At 36.2% G+C, this 16,974-nt stretch carries 11 protein-coding genes; 9 read left to right on the forward strand and 2 right to left on the reverse strand.

Annotated elements, in window-relative coordinates; all coding sequences use genetic code 11:
• Window positions 1–296 precede the first annotated feature (296 nt).
• The 7 genes from R2Q16_RS18580 (at window position 297) to R2Q16_RS18610 (ending at window position 11,888) form a co-directional block, all read left to right on the forward strand.
• Window positions 297–3,503: a TonB-dependent receptor gene (locus R2Q16_RS18580; protein WP_316739340.1), complete on the forward strand. Its 3,207-nt coding sequence runs from the start codon at window positions 297–299 to the stop codon at window positions 3,501–3,503.
• A 17-nt stretch (window positions 3,504–3,520) separates the two neighbouring features.
• Window positions 3,521–5,422: a RagB/SusD family nutrient uptake outer membrane protein gene (locus R2Q16_RS18585; RefSeq protein ID WP_316739341.1), complete on the forward strand. Its 1,902-nt coding sequence runs from the start codon at window positions 3,521–3,523 to the stop codon at window positions 5,420–5,422.
• A 22-nt stretch (window positions 5,423–5,444) separates the two neighbouring features.
• A complete protein-coding gene (locus R2Q16_RS18590) occupies window positions 5,445–6,146 on the forward strand; it encodes a DUF3823 domain-containing protein (RefSeq protein WP_316739342.1) in 702 nt (233 codons plus the stop codon).
• A gap of 476 nt (window positions 6,147–6,622) precedes the next feature.
• Entirely contained in the window at window positions 6,623–7,699 is a 1,077-nt protein-coding gene (locus R2Q16_RS18595) for a glycoside hydrolase family 2 TIM barrel-domain containing protein (protein WP_316739343.1), read from the forward strand.
• An 84-nt stretch (window positions 7,700–7,783) separates the two neighbouring features.
• Window positions 7,784–8,944 carry an aldose epimerase family protein gene (locus R2Q16_RS18600; RefSeq protein WP_316739344.1) on the forward strand — a complete coding sequence of 387 codons (1,161 nt, stop codon included), beginning with the start codon at window positions 7,784–7,786 and terminating at the stop codon, window positions 8,942–8,944.
• A gap of 20 nt (window positions 8,945–8,964) precedes the next feature.
• Window positions 8,965–10,143, forward strand: coding sequence for a galactokinase (locus tag R2Q16_RS18605; protein ID WP_316739346.1), 1,179 nt, complete (start codon window positions 8,965–8,967; stop codon window positions 10,141–10,143).
• Window positions 10,144–10,196: 53 nt separating this feature from the next.
• A complete protein-coding gene (locus R2Q16_RS18610) occupies window positions 10,197–11,888 on the forward strand; it encodes a sodium/sugar symporter (RefSeq protein WP_316739347.1) in 1,692 nt (563 codons plus the stop codon).
• Between the two features lie 47 nt (window positions 11,889–11,935).
• Here R2Q16_RS18610 and R2Q16_RS18615 read toward each other — a convergent pair whose 3' ends face one another.
• Together R2Q16_RS18615 and R2Q16_RS18620 are read right to left on the reverse strand one after the other, a co-directional pair.
• Window positions 11,936–12,349, reverse strand: a complete 414-nt coding sequence (locus tag R2Q16_RS18615) for a LytR/AlgR family response regulator transcription factor (RefSeq protein WP_316739348.1) — start codon at window positions 12,347–12,349, stop codon at window positions 11,936–11,938.
• 135 nt (window positions 12,350–12,484) lie between these two features.
• Window positions 12,485–12,658, reverse strand: a complete 174-nt coding sequence (locus R2Q16_RS18620) for a hypothetical protein (RefSeq protein WP_316739351.1) — start codon at window positions 12,656–12,658, stop codon at window positions 12,485–12,487.
• Window positions 12,659–13,189: 531 nt separating this feature from the next.
• Here R2Q16_RS18620 and R2Q16_RS18625 point away from each other — a divergent pair.
• Window positions 13,190–16,558 (forward strand): PAS domain S-box protein, encoded by a 3,369-nt coding sequence (locus tag R2Q16_RS18625; protein ID WP_316739352.1) that lies wholly within the window; start codon window positions 13,190–13,192, stop codon window positions 16,556–16,558.
• The gene (locus tag R2Q16_RS18630; protein WP_316739353.1) at window positions 16,555–16,959 is read left to right on the forward strand and encodes a response regulator; all 405 of its coding nucleotides are present in this window, start codon (window positions 16,555–16,557) and stop codon (window positions 16,957–16,959) included. The genes R2Q16_RS18625 and R2Q16_RS18630 overlap by 4 nt, the downstream gene beginning before the upstream one ends.
• The last annotated feature ends 15 nt before the right edge of the window (window positions 16,960–16,974 follow it).

A 16,974-nucleotide genomic window follows, 5' to 3' on the forward strand; every position in this document is an offset into this window, starting at 1 on the left:
TTATATTCGGTTATCAAATATATTAAACGACTGGCCTGTTTTTCAATTAAATCAATTTTGAAATTATATGTAGAATTGATGATACAATTTTGATAACAATTGATTTAAAACAGTATAAATCGTTTTAGTTGATGAGTGAATATAGGTAATATTTTACTTAGAAATAGAAACAAAATGAAGAAATATTGATACAAATTGATTGAAAGGTGCTTCCCAAAATCGTTCATATTTGGTGCATAATAATTCAGGTAGCAAAAAACTACTTGATTAGTAACTAACCAAATAACCTAAATTTTATGAAAAAAACTTTATCCTCTTCCGGAGGGGAAGCTATGAATTCTTCGTGGCGTTCGCCTCAGAAAAACGGTTTTAAGAAGTATAATTTTTCCCTCATAGGAAGCTGCCTCTTAATTTTAATCTGTACAATTAATTTCCAAGCCTTTGCTCAAACCGTTATTACCGGAACCGTAGCTGACGAAAAGGGCGAAAAAATTTCAGGAGCAAGTGTTAAAGTGAAAAATGCCTCAACAGTTACCAGCACTAACGAAAATGGTGAATTTAGAATAACCGTTCAGGATAAAAATGCAACATTAGTTGTTGCATTTGTGGGTTATAACTCATTAGAATATCCATTAAATGGTTCGAATACGCTTCGTGTTAGATTGGTTCCATCTACCAGCGATTTAAATGATGTGATTGTGGTCGGTTACGGTACACAGAAAAGAGAATCGATTACAGGTGCAGTGTCTACAATTACCAGTAAGGATTTTGAGCGTGTACATGGCGGTTCTACTGTTAGTACAGGCTTGGCGGGTAAATTGCCTGGTGTATCGTTCAGAATGCCCGATGGCAGACCTGGCGCAAGTGCTAATATTCAGATTAGAAACATGGGCGATCCGCTTTATGTTATTGATGGAATACAGCAAGATGCCGGACAGTTTAATAATATTTCGCCCAACGACATTGAAAGTATAACGGTTTTAAAAGACGCTTCTGCTGCTATTTACGGTAGTCGTTCGGCAAATGGTGTAATCATTGTAACCACCAAACGCGGTACAAACAGTACCAGAAATACCTTTAGCGTTGATGCTTATACCGGATGGCAAAACTGGGTTCGCTTTCCGGAAACAACCGACGCCTATACGTATATGTTAGGTAAAGCAACCGCAGAATTAAATGGTACGGGAACTACAGCCATTACCCAAGCTGAGCTTGATAAATGGAGAGCCGGAACGGAATATGGATATCAAAGCCAAAACTGGAAGGATATTATCATTGCGCCAAATGCACCGCAATACTCGGTTAACTTAAATGCTTCTGGAGGTACCGATAAATTAACCTATTACATTTCTGCAACCCGTTTAGATCAAAAAGGTGTTTATGGAACAGCGAGAGAATTTGAGTTTAACAGAACCAATATCCAGAGTAATGTTTCGGCAAAAATTACCGACCGTTTTAAGGTAAGTATGTTAATGAATGGCAGGATTGAAACCAGAGACCAACCAGGTGTACCAGGAGGTGATGATTATTTTGCTGCAAGATTTGCATTATTGCGTAATCGCCCAACAGAGCAAGCATACGCGAATGGAAATCCACTTTACCCAAATGATATTGGACACAATACCGAGCAATTTGCTGTACAAAGCAAAGCTTTAACAGGTTATTGGCGTTCTGATTGGCGTGTGTTGCAAACCAATTTAACTGCCGATTATGACACCCCAATTAAAGGTTTAAGTTTAAAAGGTTTATACTCTTACTATATTGCAGATAATGTAATTAATGGTCACGAATATACTTACGATGTTTATACCTATCGCCCTGAAACGGGTATTTACGAAAAGAAAGTAGGTAGTTCAAATCCGTATCGCGAGCGTAGAAATGAGAAAGTGATAACCAATACTTATCAGCTTCATGCTAATTACAACCGTACTTTTGGTAAGCATACTGTTGGCGCATTACTATTAGCAGAGCGATTGGATCGTTTCCGTACTTACACTTTTCAACATGCGGTTCCGAAAACAAATGTTTTGCCGGTGCTACAATTTGCTGATTTAGATGGTCAGGATTATACCGACCAACAACAGGAAGAAGCTCGTATTGGTTACGTTACCCGTATTAATTACAACTTCGACAATAAATATTACTTCGAATTTTCTGGAAGACGAGATGCATCATGGAAATTTTCTCCTGATCGTCGTGTAGGTTATTTTCCTTCAGCATCAGTTGGATGGAGAATCAGTCAGGAAAATTTCATGAAGAAGTTATTAGGTGAAAACAGCATCTTAACGGACTTCAAGTTCAGAGGTTCATACGGTGTTTTGGGCGATGATAACATTAATATCGATCCTTTCGCTTACTTACCAGGTTACACTTATAATGTTGGTACGGCTATTTTAGACGGACAGACTATTGTTACTTCGAGAGATAAAGGACCGATAATTAATAATTTAAGTTGGTTTAAAAGTAAAATAGCAGATGTTGGTGCCGATTTCTCTTTGTTTGGAGGAAAACTTAGTGGTTCTGCTGATTACTTTTATCGTAAACGTACAGGTTTAAGGGGTACAAAAAATGATATTTTGGTGCCTGTAGAGCTTGGTTATAATTTAAGTGATGAAAACATCAACAGCGATGCGCAATATGGTGGAGAGTTTATGCTTAGCTATAGAAACAAAATTGGCGAGTTAAATTATAACGTTAGCGGTAATGCAGCGCTTTCTAGAAGTAAATTTTTAGATTCTTACAAGCCACGTTTCAACAACTCGATAGATCAATATCGTAATTCTAGAGAAAATAGATATAACAATATTTTCTGGGGTTATGAGGTTACAGGACAATTTCAGAGCATAGAAGAAATTAACAATTCGAAGATAAATATGGATGGACGAGGTAACCGCACCTTGCTTCCCGGAGATTTAATTTATAAAGATCAGAATGGCGATGGTGTTATAGATGGTTTGGATGAACGCCCGATTGGTTATACCACTACTGGTCAGCCGAATTTAATGTTTGGGTTCTCCATCGGGTTATCTTATAAAGGATTTGATTTTGTAGCCGATTTTTCTGGTGGTTCAATGTATTCATGGAATCAAAACTGGGAGCAGAGATGGCCATTCCAAAATGGTGGTGCATTGCTTCAAAACTTTGCTGATGATAGCTGGCACAGGGCTAATCCGTACGATTTAAATAGTCAATGGTTGCCAGGAAAATATCCGGCACTTAGATATAACGACAATTCGTTGAGTAATTACAATAAGAATTCTACTTTTTGGTTGCATAACGTTACTTATTTAAGAGCAAGAACAATCGAATTTGGTTACACCATTCCTAAAAAATGGTCGGAGAAAATTAAAATCCAAAATGCCAGAGTTTATGTAAATGGTTACAACCTATTCTCATTAGATAATTTAAAAAGCTACGGTGTAGACCCAGAAATTGCTGATGATAACGGATTACAATATCCACAGAATAAGTTTATTAACGTAGGTTTTAAATTATCTCTATAAACTTCAAATCGAATACAATGAAAAAATTTATATATACATTATCAACCGTTGCCCTGTTATCCTTTTCGCAATCGTGCAAAAAAGATTCAGAGTTTTTAAACAAGCAGCCCACAAATACATTAAGTGTAGATGCAACCTGGAAAGATGCCAATCTTGTACTTTCTGTAATGGGCGATTTGTATGATCGTTTTCCAGATTTTCAAAGAGTAGAATCCTGGTGGTTATATGCCGATTTTGATGAAGGTTTCGGCTCTGCCGGAGGCGATTATTTCCGCCATCAAAATATAGAATATAATTACGACTCCTGGAATTACTGGGATTATGGTTATATCCGCGATTTAAACTTATTTATCAAACGAGGCTCAGAACCAAATGCATTATCGGCAACTGATAGAGATCGGTTTATCGCCGAAGCAAGATTTATCCGTGCCGGAGTTTATTTTGAAATGGTTAAAAGAATGGGCGGCGTGCCGATTATAACCGAAGTTTTAGAATATGATTATAGTGGCGATCCAACTTACCTACAACGTGCTCGTGCTAAAGAATCAGAAGTTTATGATTTCGTAATTTCTGAGCTTGAAGCAATTAAAGGCATATTGCCAAATGCGGCTAATGTACAAAGTCGTGCAAGTAAAGCAGCCGCATTAGCAATGGAATCCAGAGCTGCACTTTATGCCGCATCTATTGCAAAATATGGCGCATCTACACCTTCGGTTTCTTTGGCAGGTGGAGAAGTTGGAATTGCAGCAAGTTTAGCACCAGCTTACTACAAAAAATCTCTTGATGCTGCGAAGGAAATTATTGCTGATGGCAAGTATGCTTTGTACAATAAAAATCCAAATTTATCTGAGAACTTCGCTTCTTTATTTACCGATAAGGGTAATAATACTGAGATGATTTTTGTTAAGGATTTCAAACTTAAAACAAATAAGGTTCATGGTTATACTATTGATAATCAACCAAGATCATCAGCAGAAGAACAGCAAGGCGGAAGGTTAAATCCATCGTTAAATCTTGTTCAATCATTTGAGAAATTAGATAATACTTTTGCTTCTCTACCAAATGTAGATGCTGCGGGCAATACGCTGTATTACACCAATATCGGCGATATTTTTACAGGTAGAGATGCCAGATTAGCTGGAACTGTTATTTTACCTGGTTCGCAGTTTAAAGGTAAAACCGTTGATATTTGGGCTGGTTATCAACTTGCTAACGGGACAACAGTTACCGGTGATAATTTCGGACAGATTAAAACGAATGTTTTACCCGGAAACGCTGGTGCTGTACAGGTTGTTGGTGGCGATGGACCAATCGATGGACTTGAATTTAGTGCTCAGTCTGGTTTCTACGTTCGTAAATTTTTAGATCCTGCTGCAGGTTCTGGCCAAATCGGAACAAGAAGTGAAGTTTGGTGGGTACGTTATCGCTATGCTGAAGTATTACTAAATGCTGCAGAAGCAAGTTTTGAAATGGGAGATTTAGCGGCAGCAGCTTCTTATCTAAAACCAGTTAGAGACCGAGCTGGATTAACGACTGCACTTTCAGGCACTCAAATTACTTTTGACCGTATTGTACATGAACGCAAAGTAGAATTGGCTTTTGAAGGACACGAACTTTGGGATATGAAAAGATGGAGATTAGCCGATAAAGTATGGAATGGTAATGCAATGAGCACAGCCGATTTTACAAATGCATCTAATATTGGTTCGTCTACTAAACAAAGCACACAGGTTTACGGTTTGTGGCCGTACAAATATTATAACCCTGGAGATGCAAATCACAATAAATATGTTTTTAAGGTTGTTAAACCAAGTCGTGTTACGGCGGCACACCGTTTCCGTTTAGGAAATTATTATTCATTTATCAATCAGGATATCATCAACAGAAATCCGAAGATTGTTAGAAATCCAAATCAATAATATGTTACCAAGATATATAGATATGAAAACCAGATATTTTTTAGCCATAGCACTATTGGTTGCAGTGTTTGTTAGTTCTTGTAAAAAAGATAACTATGATGCACCGGAGGTTGATTTTAACGGAAGGCTTGTGTACAAAGGGGAGGCCATTAATGTACAATATGGGAACGTGAATTTCGAATTGTGGCAACCGGGTTTTGGGAATAATGGAGCAATTAATGTAAACGTTAATCAAGAGGGTGGTTTTTCATCAAAACTGTTTAACGGTAACTACAAACTTGTTTTTTCAGCGAATCAAGGTCCGTTTTTGTGGCCTAAAAATGCAGCAGGCAGGCAAGATACGATTCAGATAAATCTCAACGGAAGTAAAACAATGGATATCGAAATCGTACCTTATTACATGATTAGAAATGGCGTTTTAACTGCTGCCGCAGGAAAAGTGAACGCAAGCTGCAGGCTCGAAAAAATTATTACCGATGCCAATGCCCGAAATATTGAAAGTGTTAGCCTTTATGTTAATAAAACACAGTTTGTAGACGGTACGAATAGCCTTGCAACACAAACATTAACCGGAACAGCAATAGCCGATTTGAATAATTTAGCTATGGTGGTTAATATACCAACAATTGTGCCTACTCAGAATTATGTTTTTGCACGAATTGGTGTAAAAATAGCCGGAGTAGAAGATTTAATATTTACACCCGTTTCCAAATTAACATTTTAGTTTTCTCATTTGACCATCCGGTATTGCGTATAATTTGCAGATTTAGCGGTTGCAAACAATCACAAATTCGGATGGTCATTTTTAATTTTAAAATATCTGTTAAAAAGATAAGCGCTATTTCTGTGCCTTTTATTTAACTCAGATGAAAATTTTCATTGCACATTTTAGAACGGTATTTTTTATTCAATAATTAATTAGTGTTTAAATAAAGCAAATTAAGGGCGTTTTATATTGATACGTAATGTTGAAATTTTGAAACAATGCAAGTCGATATTCCGTGCAAAAAAGCTTTGTTTTGAAAAGTGATGTTTTTTTATTCATCAAGCAAAATGTGATACAATCTGAGTATCTCCAAAACCAAATAATTATGAGCCACTATCCATCGCTACCCGTTAGTCGAAAACCAAAAATCATATCAATCAGCTAAAAACTGAACATCTAAAAATCTCATTCAATTCATTCTTATACACAACACAATGAAAATCAAAAATTATTTATTAGCTGCCATATTTTTATTATCGGGCGCTGGTATTGCTTCCGCACAAAAAGCTAAAAAAGAACCAGGTAAAATTTGGTCGGTAGAAAAGGCTAACGAGTGGTATAAAAATCACAAATGGTTAACGGGTGCAAACTACATTCCTGCAAATGCTATTAATCAATTGGAAATGTGGCAGGCAGATACTTTTAGTCCTGATTTAATTGATAAGGAATTGGGCTGGGCTGAGGGTTTAGGCTTTAATACGTTAAGGGTGTTTTTATATAGTAAAGCTTATAAACAAGACCCCGAGGGGTTTTTGAAACGTGTTGATCAGTTTTTAACCATCACAGAGAAACATAAAATTACCCCAATGTTTGTGTTTTTTGATGATTGCTGGAATAAAACCTCTGAAATTGGAAAGCAACCTGCCCCAAAAACGGGCATTCACAATTCGGGTTGGTTACAAGATCCGGGAGATCCGGCATCAAAGGAAGAAGCAAATTTCGCAGAACTTGAAGTTTATGTAAAAGCAGTTTTAAACAGATTTGCTAACGATAAACGCATTTTACTTTGGGATTTATACAACGAGCCAGGTAATAGCGGCAAACTCGAAACCACGATTCCACTTTTAAACAAAACTATTGAATGGGCTAGGGCTGTAAATCCAAGTCAGCCGATTAGCATTGGCTTATGGAACTGGGGTTATGAGAAGTTAAACAAAATTCAAATTGCGAATTCTGATATTGTAACTTACCATAATTATGAGGCTCCAGAATGGCATCAACGTACAATTGATTTATTAAAGTCAATCGGCCGACCGCTTATTTGTACTGAATACATGGCTAGAAGTCGGAACAGCAGATTTGCGAACATCCTGCCATTGCTTAAAAAAGAGAATGTTGGCGCAATTAACTGGGGTTTTGTTGATGGTAAAACAAATACAAAATTTGCATGGGATACGCCTTTAGCAGATGGGAGTGCGCCTATTGAATGGTTTCACGAAATTTTTAACCAAGATGGTACGCCTTACCGTAAGGACGAAACTGATTTAATTAAAAAATTAAACGGAAAATAGTTGATTTGAAATAGCCATGTTTCTAAACATATATTATAGTAACTTGGCTATTTCATATTAGCATTAAAAACAAAATATCTACCTATGAAATTTAATATTTTAGCCGGATTATCATTAGTTATGTTGGCTTGGGGCTGCAGTTCGGGCACAAGCGAGAAATCATCTTTAGATTCTACAGATAGAAGCACGCAACTATCTTTAGTTGCCGATTCATTTAAAAGCACTTTAGATGGAAAGCAAACCGCACTTTATGTGTTGAAGAACAAAAATGGAATGGAAGCCACTTTTACAAATTACGGCGGTCGTTTGGTGAGTTTAAATGTTCCGGATTCGGCAGGTAAATTTGTTGATGTAGTGGTTGGTTTCAAAAGTTTAAATGATTACATAAATTCAACCGAGCCCTATTTCGGTGCAACAATTGGTCGTTTTGGTAATCGCATAGCGAAAGGAAAATTTGTGTTAGATGGTAAAACCTATACTTTATTTACCAATAATGGAGTGAATACACTTCACGGCGGTAAAAAAGGATTTCAGGATGTGGTTTGGGATGCAAATCAACCAAACCCACAAACTTTGGTATTAACTTACAAAGCTAAAGATATGGAGGAGGGTTTTCCGGGCAATATGGATATAAAAGTAACCTATGCTTTAACTGGTGATAATGAGTTAAAGATGGATTATGAGGCAACAACCGATAAAAAGACAGTTGTAAACTTAACTAATCATGCATTTTTCAACTTGAATGGAGAGGGAAGTGGCAGCATTTTAAAGCATAAAGTTGAAATTTTTGCTAACGAATATACGCCTGTTGATTCAACATTAATCCCTTTGGGAAAAATTGCTACGGTTAGCGGAACGCCTTTCGATTTCAGAAAATCAACCACAATTGGCGAAAGGATCGAAGCTAAAAACGAGCAACTTACTTTTGGCAAAGGTTACGATCATAATTATGTTTTGAATAAAACCAAAGCTTTAGGCATGTACCATGCAGCAACTGTTAAAGGTGATTTATCAGGCGTTGTAATGGATGTTTACACGCAAGAACCAGGTTTGCAGTTTTACAGCGGCAACTTTATGCAAAGCAAAAACACATTTAAAACTGGTAGCAAAGATGATTTCAGAACGGCTTTCGCAATGGAAACACAACATTTTCCTGATGCTCCAAATCAACCAGCTTTTCCATCGACAGTTTTAGAGCCAGGCAAAACTTACAAAACCAGTTCGATTTATAAATTTTCTAAGTAAATCAAATAGATATTATCCAGGTGCTTTTAAAAATTCAAGATAATTTTAAAGAAATATTTGGTGGCGATGCCATTGTAGTGCGTTCTCCAGGCCGTATAAATTTAATAGGAGAACACACCGATTATAACGGTGGTTTTGTTTTACCTGCCGCTATTGATAAATATGCTTATGTAGCGATTGCCAAACGAAGCGACAACATAATAAAATTGTTTGCCGAAAGCTATCAAGAATACCATGAAACTAATATTTCTACTGTAAAAACATCAGAAAAAGGTTGGCCAAATTATGTATTGGGCGTTGCCGATCAGTTTATTAAAAAAGGTGTTGAACTCGGGGGCTTTAATCTTTATCTGGTTGGTGATATTCCTACCGGAGCAGGTTTGTCGTCATCGGCGGCTGTAGAATGTGCCACGGCTTATGCTTTAGCTAAATTATTTGATATACAAATTGAGTCGATGGAACTGGCGTTGTTAGCACAAAAGGCTGAACACGTTTTTGCTGGCGTTCGATGCGGAATTATGGATCAGTTTGCTTCTGTTTTTGGTAAAGAAAAACATGTTGTTAAGTTAGATTGCAACACACTCGAATACCAATATGTTCCATTGAATTTGAAAGGTTATCAGCTTGTTTTATTGAACACCAATGTTAAACATAAACTTGCCGAATCTGCATATAATGATAGAAGAAACCAGTGTGAGCAAGGTTTGAAGTGGGTTCAGGAACAACATCCAGAAATTAAAACCATAAGTGAAACTACGCCTGAATTGCTGGAAAAATATGTTTTACCACACGATGAAAACGTATTTAGAAAATGCAGTTATGTAATCGCTGAGAATGAGCGTTTAGAAGGCGTAATTAAGGATTTGCAAAATGGCGATTTAAAAGCTTTGGGTGAAAAGTTATATCAAACGCATCAGGGTTTAAGCGTAGAATATGACGTAAGTTGTAAAGAATTAGATTTTCTGGTGGATAAAACCAAACAACTTCCGCAAGTTTTAGGCGCCAGGATGATGGGTGGTGGTTTTGGTGGTTGTACGTTAAACTTAGTTGCAGACGAATTCGTAGCCGATTTTGAACAGATTATGAAAAGTGCTTACGATGGTAAGTTTGAAAATAAACTATCCGTTTACGCAGTAAATATCGCGTCAGGAACATCAGAAATTTTTATGCCAAAAAAACTAAAAAGCCAGGAAGCGTAACGGTAATTTCAGCTATATTTAAAAATAATAGAATATTAAATCATGCCAAATAAATGAATAATTCACTTTTATCTACAAACGATTACATAATTTTTCTGGTCTACTTTGTAATCGTATCTGCCTACGGTATCTACATTTATAAAAAGAAGAAATCTGCCGAAGGTGGCTCAAAAGACTATTTTTTAGCCGAGGGTTCCCTTACATGGTGGGCCATTGGAGCTTCTTTAATTGCCTCAAATATTTCTGCCGAGCAGATGATTGGCATGAGTGGCTCAGGGTTTAAACTAGGTTTAGCAATTTCTGCTTACGAATGGATGGCTGCTGCTACGTTGATTATCGTTGCGGTATTTTTTATGCCTGTTTATCTAAAGAATAAAATTTTTACGATGCCTCAGTTTTTGAGTCAGCGGTATAACGATAAGGTAGCCATGATTATGGCAATTTTTTGGCTTGCGCTTTATATTATCGTAAACTTAATGTCCATACTATATCTAGGCGCATTAGCCATTAGTGGGATTTCTGGTTTTAGCATTACTTTTTGTATAATAGCATTGGCCGTTTTCGCGGTAGTAATTACATTGGGTGGAATGAAAGTAATCGGTTACACTGATGTTATACAGGTTTTTTTCCTGGTGCTTGGCGGTTTAGTCGCAACATATATTGCTTTAAATTTAATTTCTGGCGGACAAGGAATAACGAAGGGTTTCAGTATGCTGCAATCTGGCGCATCAGAGCATTTCCACCTAATATTCAAGAAAGACAATCCAAATTACATTGATTTACCGGGTTTAAGTGTGCTTATTGGCGGTATGTGGATAGCAAACCTGAGTTATTGGGGCTGTAATCAATACATTACACAAAGGGCTTTAGGTGCATCTTTACCAACGGCTCGTGCGGGTTTATTATTCGCTGCTTTACTTAAAATGTTGATGCCGGTTATTGTTGTAGTACCTGGTATTGCGGTATATTACATCATAAAAAATAATGTTGGGGGTATCAGTCCTGATCATTTGCTTACCTCTTCTGGCGTACAAGACCCAAATAAGGCATATCCTGCTTTGCTTACGCTTTTACCTTCAGGTTTAAAAGGACTTTCATTTGCTGCCTTAACTGCTGCGATTGTGGCGTCGTTAGCTGGTAAGGCGAATAGTATTGCTACAATTTTTACCCTTGATATATATAAAAAAGCTTTTAACCAAAATGCAAGTGAAGTAAGGCTTGTTAATGTGGGTAAAATAAGTGTTGTAGTTTCCGTTTTATTAGCCGTTGCATTATCATTTGTAGTTGGCGAGGCTTTAATGGGAGAGGGTAAGCAAGGGTTTCAATATATTCAGGAATATACCGGTTTCGTTTCGCCGGGTATTTTTGCCATGTTTATTTTTGGTTTCTTTTGGAAAAAAACAACTTCAAATGCAGCATTATTTGCTACAATTGGTGGTTTCATAACTTCTGTAATTCTGAAATTTTTACCTCGTTGGGTAGATTTATCTGGTTTGTACAATTTCGGTTGGGCAGTAAAAAACGGCGATGGTATTTACGAAATTCCATTTATGGATAGAATGCTTATCGTATTTGCGGTTTGTGCGCTTGGTATGTACATCATCAGTATTTACGAAAATAAGAAAGGAATTATAGCCAAAGGACTTGAAATAGAGCCTAAAATGTTTAGAACCAACTGGAGTTTCGCAATTGGCGCAATTTTAACAATTGCACTTATTACGGTGCTTTATACCATTTATTGGTAAAACATTGATTTTATAAAATATAGCCTCGGCAAAATGCTGAGGCTTTTTTATTTAATCCGATGTTGTTTTCTAACCAACAAGTTAATCGTTTTTAATAGCTTTTCAAATGATAGTGGTTTGAGTAAAAAAGCATCGCAATTTACGTGGAAGGCTTCAATGGCATATCTTTCATGTGCGGTTACAAAAACTAAGAAATTTACTTTATCTCGAACTAAATTGGCCGTTTCAATTCCATTCAGAACTTGCATGCTAATATCCAAAAATAAAAAATCGATGCGTATTGGAGTGCTATTGATAAAGTTAATGCCATCAACAGGCTTTAAAAATGATGCAACCAGTTTTAATTTTCTAACTGCAGAGATGTAATCACTTAATTGATTAAGGACATGATCTTCATCATCAATTACAACACAGTGATAAGATTTGTTGCTTTTAAGAGCCTTGTTTAACAGATGTTTCATTTACCATTGAGGATAATAATATGTTAAAACCCTGAATATGATAAAATGTTCTAATAGCTCTTACTTAAAATGCTGATACACAGTTTTCTGATGTACTTAGTAAGAAAGGGAATAAGTACATTAAGCTAACAATAATTATTGTTGATTTGCTGAATTTTCAGACGTTCTTTTAGAATATAACCAAAATGCAACACCCCAAATTACAAATATTGTTGCAATTCCGAGTTCAGGGTCGGCTATATTTAATGAAAGTAACATAAAGCCCAAAGATATCAGTGCTGCTACAAAGAAAATGCTTATATTTTTCATAACTTTCTGATTAATTGGTGGTTGATGTTTAAAAATAGGCAATTATCTGTTTAAAACCTAATTTCTAATGTCGGCTTAATGTAGAAACTGGGTGAAATTCATCTTTCTAAGATTTAAATGACACATGGATTTACAGTACTGGTGAATCAATCGTTGTCTCAAACGATTCTGACGACATATTATAAATTTTGATATCTAATTATCAAGAAAAAATAATGAATACAGTGAACATAAATTATTTGCTTAAAATGAAGTTTGTTCATTAAGTGAATAATAGTTCCTTTATTTTTATAATAATTTGATTTATAATAATTTGTGTTTTTTTATTATTCGTTTAAGCAGTGTTTTTATTTGACGACCAAAAACCATTGAGTATATGTGCGTGTTATAAATCTAAAAGCTATAACGTTCTCAATTTGCATAGTCGATAAATATTAAATACTTTTCGAAAGTTATAACATTTATCTGTTGCGAAAAAGCCAAATATTTGTTATATTAACTAATCATTCCTATAATATTTTACAAAACATAATGCCGGATACTCTTTATTCAGCTATTTTTAACTCGATTACTGAGCCATCGCTGATTTTGAAATTTTCAGAAAATGGCGTAACCGTTCTTGATGCATCTATAAGCTTCCTTAATTTTTTTAATCTCGATAAAGACGAAGTAATTGGAAAGCCTTTTGCCGAATTAAATGATTACTATAAATTAAGTGAAAGCCAACAAAATATTCTAAGTGCTAAAATTGAAGAAGCCGTAAACTTAGCTTGTGGCGTAAAATTTAATTTTTACTGCGAAGCCGAAAAAAATCTCTGGACTTTCGAGTTTTGTAAACCATCACCTTCAAACAACGAGTATCATATACTTCATAAATTTTGGTTAAAACCCACTGATGATGAAATTCCGGTTTTACCAAAAACAATAGATGAGCAAACATTTAAGTTTTTGGTTCAGGAAGGAATGGATATGATTGCCGTTATTGATAGAACAGGTAACTATCAGTATGTTAGTCCAACATCTCTTAATATTTTAGGTTTAGGTCCTGATTTTTTTATGGGAAGAAATGCCTTAGAGTTTATCCATGAAGATGACATCTCTACAATAGAATCGATTTTAACAAATATCAAACCCGGAGAAACCAAAACTTTAACACCATTCCGTTTTACCGATAGTGAAGGTAATTACAGGTGGATAGAAACCGTACTTACCAATTTAATTGATGAACCGGGCGTTTTGGGCATTGTAGCAAATTCGAGGGATGTTACTGAGCGCATAAATTTTCAGAACGAAATTCTGTTGGCAAATGAGCGCTATGATTATGTTACTAAAGCAACTGCCGAAGCCATTTGGGATTGGGACATCACCACAAATTCGCTTTATTGGGGCGAGGGCTTTTGTACGCTTTTTGGCTACAGCGAAGCTGATTTAATTAACGATAAGGATATGTGGTCTGTAAAGATTCATCCCGAAGATATAAACCGCGTGGTTAGAGGGTTGGATAATGCAATAGAAAGAGGCGATACGCATTGGAGAGATGAATATAGAATGGAGCGTAGCGATGGCACTTATGCAACCGTAATTGATAAAGGACTTGTAATTTTTAACTCGGCAGGGAAGGCCATAAGGGTTGTAGGTGCGATACAGGATATTTCCAGGCGTAAGGCTGAAGAGGAGCAACTGGAACTACTCGAATCTGTTGTGTTAAATACAACCGATTCTGTGGTAATTACCTGGTATAACCCCGATGATAATCCAATAAGTCGCATTGTTTATGTTAATGATGCTTTTACTGAAATGACAGGATATACGCTTGAAGATGTTCTAACGGCCTCACCAAGAGTTTTGGAAGGCCCACGAACCGATCAGGAAGAAGTTTCAAGAGTAATTTCAGAATTAGTTCAGGGCAGACCTGTAGAATCCACATTAATCAATTATAAAAAAAACGGAGAAGAATTTTGGACAAACTTTTCTGTAACTCCAATTGCGGATGACAGAGGTAAATTTAATCGTTGGATTTCGATTCAGAGAGATGTAACTGATAGAAAAATAGAAGCGGTTAGAGATAAATTACTGTCTGAAATTGGATTGTTGTTTAACCAGCATTCTGATTTAAAGACCATTATGTACAAGGTTCTATCTACAATTAGTAAATGTGGTAACTTTTGTATTGCTGAAGTTTGGCTGCCTAATAATGAGCAAAATGAACTGGCTCTATATTCCTATATTGTTGCTGATGAGCAAATTGCCGAGTTTTATGACAGTACAAAAAGCCATAGAAAGGCAGCAAAAGGAGAAGGATTGGCAGGTAAGGTTTGGGATCAAGATAAATTGGTATCGTGGAGGCTTAATGAAGAATCCGGTAATATTGTACGTTTATCAGCAGCTAAAAAAGCTGGATTAAGAACTGCGTTTGGTTTGCCAATGATTGATAATGGCGTATTAATTGGTGTATTGATTTTAGCAGGTAGAGAGCAACACCGTTTAGAAGGCATGGCGGTATTATCAAACGATTTTGCCGAGCAATTAGGGATTGAAGTAAGTAGAAAGCAGCTTGAGCAAGAGCTTACAGAGATTTTTACTTTTGCACCGGATATACTCGCCATCATCAATAAAAATGGATTTTTCACTAAAATTAATCCGGCCGCTGGAGAATTGCTCGGTTATACCGAAGCAGAGCTTTTAAAATATCCGTCTCGATCTTTTGTTCATCCAGAGGATAGAAAACAAACCGTAAAAATTATTAAAAACTTAAGCACCGGAGGCGAAGCAAACAATTTCGAAAATAGATTTATAACTAAATCTGGTCAGATAAAATGGCTTTCGTGGACTGCTAATGCGGTTTCAAACGAAGGGTCGATTTTTGCTGTTGCTAAAGATATTACAGAAAAGAAATTTTTAGAGGAGTTGCTGCTTAAAACAAACAGTTTAGCTCGCGTTGGTAGTTGGGAAATTGATATTGCTAACAAATGGATATTTTGGTCGGATATTACGAGGGAAATCCATGAAGCACCATCTTATTTTCAACCCGATTTAATAAACAGTACCGATCATTTTAAGGCGGGTCGAGATAGAACGCTTATTGAACGTAAATTTCAGGAATGTGTTGAGTTTGGGCAGCCATGGGACGAAGAAGTAGAAATTGAAACCTTTAAAGGCAATTTTAAATGGGTTAGAACAATAGGTCAGGCTGAAATGTTTAATGATAAATGCACGAGAATTTTTGGTAGCGTGCAGGATATCGACGACCGTAAAAATGCCGAAATTTTAAATAAAAGGATTCAAATCGAGGTTGCAGAATCAGAGAAACGTTACAGTGAACTTTTCCATTTCTCTCCGCTGCCCATGTGGGTTTATGATTATGAAACCCTAATGTTTTTGGATGTGAACCTGGCTGCCGAAAATAATTACGGTTTCAGTAGGGAAGAATTTTTATCGATGAACCTTCGCGACATCAGGCCGGATTCTGAATTGCTCTATTTGGAAAATACTGTTCAATTTACAAAATACAATAAGAGTTTGTTTCACCAGGGAGTTTTTAAACACAAAACTAAAAGTGGAGATATTTTAGATGTGGATGTAAAAAGCAATTTGATGGAATACAAAGGCCGAAAAGCGAAGTTGGTCGTTGCTACTAACATCACAAGCCAGCTAAAGCACATCAGATCTATCGAAGAAAAAAATGCGCAGCTAAAAGAAATTGCTTGGATTCAATCGCATACTGTACGTGCGCCATTAGCTCGTATTATGGCTTTAGTTCAACTTGTAGAAATGGGTAATCAGCAAACCAAGTTTACTTTCGATGAAATTATCAAACATATAAAACAATCGGCAAACGAGTTGGACGATATCGTTAAGGAAATTAGTGCAAAATCTGATAAGGCTGAAAGCGAGATATGAGCAGAAAGATATTAGTAATTGATGATGATCCGCTAATCTTAATGATTCATGAAGCGATCTTAGAAACTCAGCATCTTAGTTGCGGTTTAGAGTTTTTTGATGATGCCGGAGAAGCTATACTTTTCATGGAGAAGGAGGAGCATTTGAATACCAAGTTTTTATTGCTCTTAGATATAAATATGCCAATTATCAGTGGTTGGGATTTGCTGGACGAAATTCAGGATTCAAACCTAAGAGATAATGTGGCGGTTGTGATGGTTACCTCTTCAGTTAATGAAGGCGATAGGCTAAAAGCTAAAAACTATAATAGTGTTGTTGGTTTTATTAGTAAACCATTGAAAGATAACGACTTTTCGATTTTGAAATCAATTGATAAGGTTAATCCCTTTTTCAAAAATTAATAAAAACTTAAAACG

The organism is Pedobacter aquatilis, from assembly GCF_032678425.1.
GTDB lineage: Bacteria > Bacteroidota > Bacteroidia > Sphingobacteriales > Sphingobacteriaceae > Pedobacter > Pedobacter aquatilis_B.

What these genes read in the sequence shown, in the direction of transcription:
- R2Q16_RS18615 (WP_316739348.1), bottom strand. Translation starts at nt 12,349, where the DNA reads ATGAAACATCTGTTAAACAAGGCTCTTAAAAGCAACAAATCTTATCAC.
- R2Q16_RS18625 (WP_316739352.1), top strand. Translation starts at nt 13,190, where the DNA reads ATGCCGGATACTCTTTATTCAGCTATTTTTAACTCGATTACTGAGCCA.
- R2Q16_RS18580 (WP_316739340.1), top strand. Translation starts at nt 297, where the DNA reads ATGAAAAAAACTTTATCCTCTTCCGGAGGGGAAGCTATGAATTCTTCG.
- R2Q16_RS18620 (WP_316739351.1), bottom strand. Translation starts at nt 12,658, where the DNA reads ATGAAAAATATAAGCATTTTCTTTGTAGCAGCACTGATATCTTTGGGC.
- R2Q16_RS18595 (WP_316739343.1), top strand. Translation starts at nt 6,623, where the DNA reads ATGAAAATCAAAAATTATTTATTAGCTGCCATATTTTTATTATCGGGC.
- R2Q16_RS18600 (WP_316739344.1), top strand. Translation starts at nt 7,784, where the DNA reads ATGAAATTTAATATTTTAGCCGGATTATCATTAGTTATGTTGGCTTGG.
- R2Q16_RS18610 (WP_316739347.1), top strand. Translation starts at nt 10,197, where the DNA reads ATGAATAATTCACTTTTATCTACAAACGATTACATAATTTTTCTGGTC.
- R2Q16_RS18590 (WP_316739342.1), top strand. Translation starts at nt 5,445, where the DNA reads ATGAAAACCAGATATTTTTTAGCCATAGCACTATTGGTTGCAGTGTTT.
- R2Q16_RS18630 (WP_316739353.1), top strand. Translation starts at nt 16,555, where the DNA reads ATGAGCAGAAAGATATTAGTAATTGATGATGATCCGCTAATCTTAATG.
- R2Q16_RS18585 (WP_316739341.1), top strand. Translation starts at nt 3,521, where the DNA reads ATGAAAAAATTTATATATACATTATCAACCGTTGCCCTGTTATCCTTT.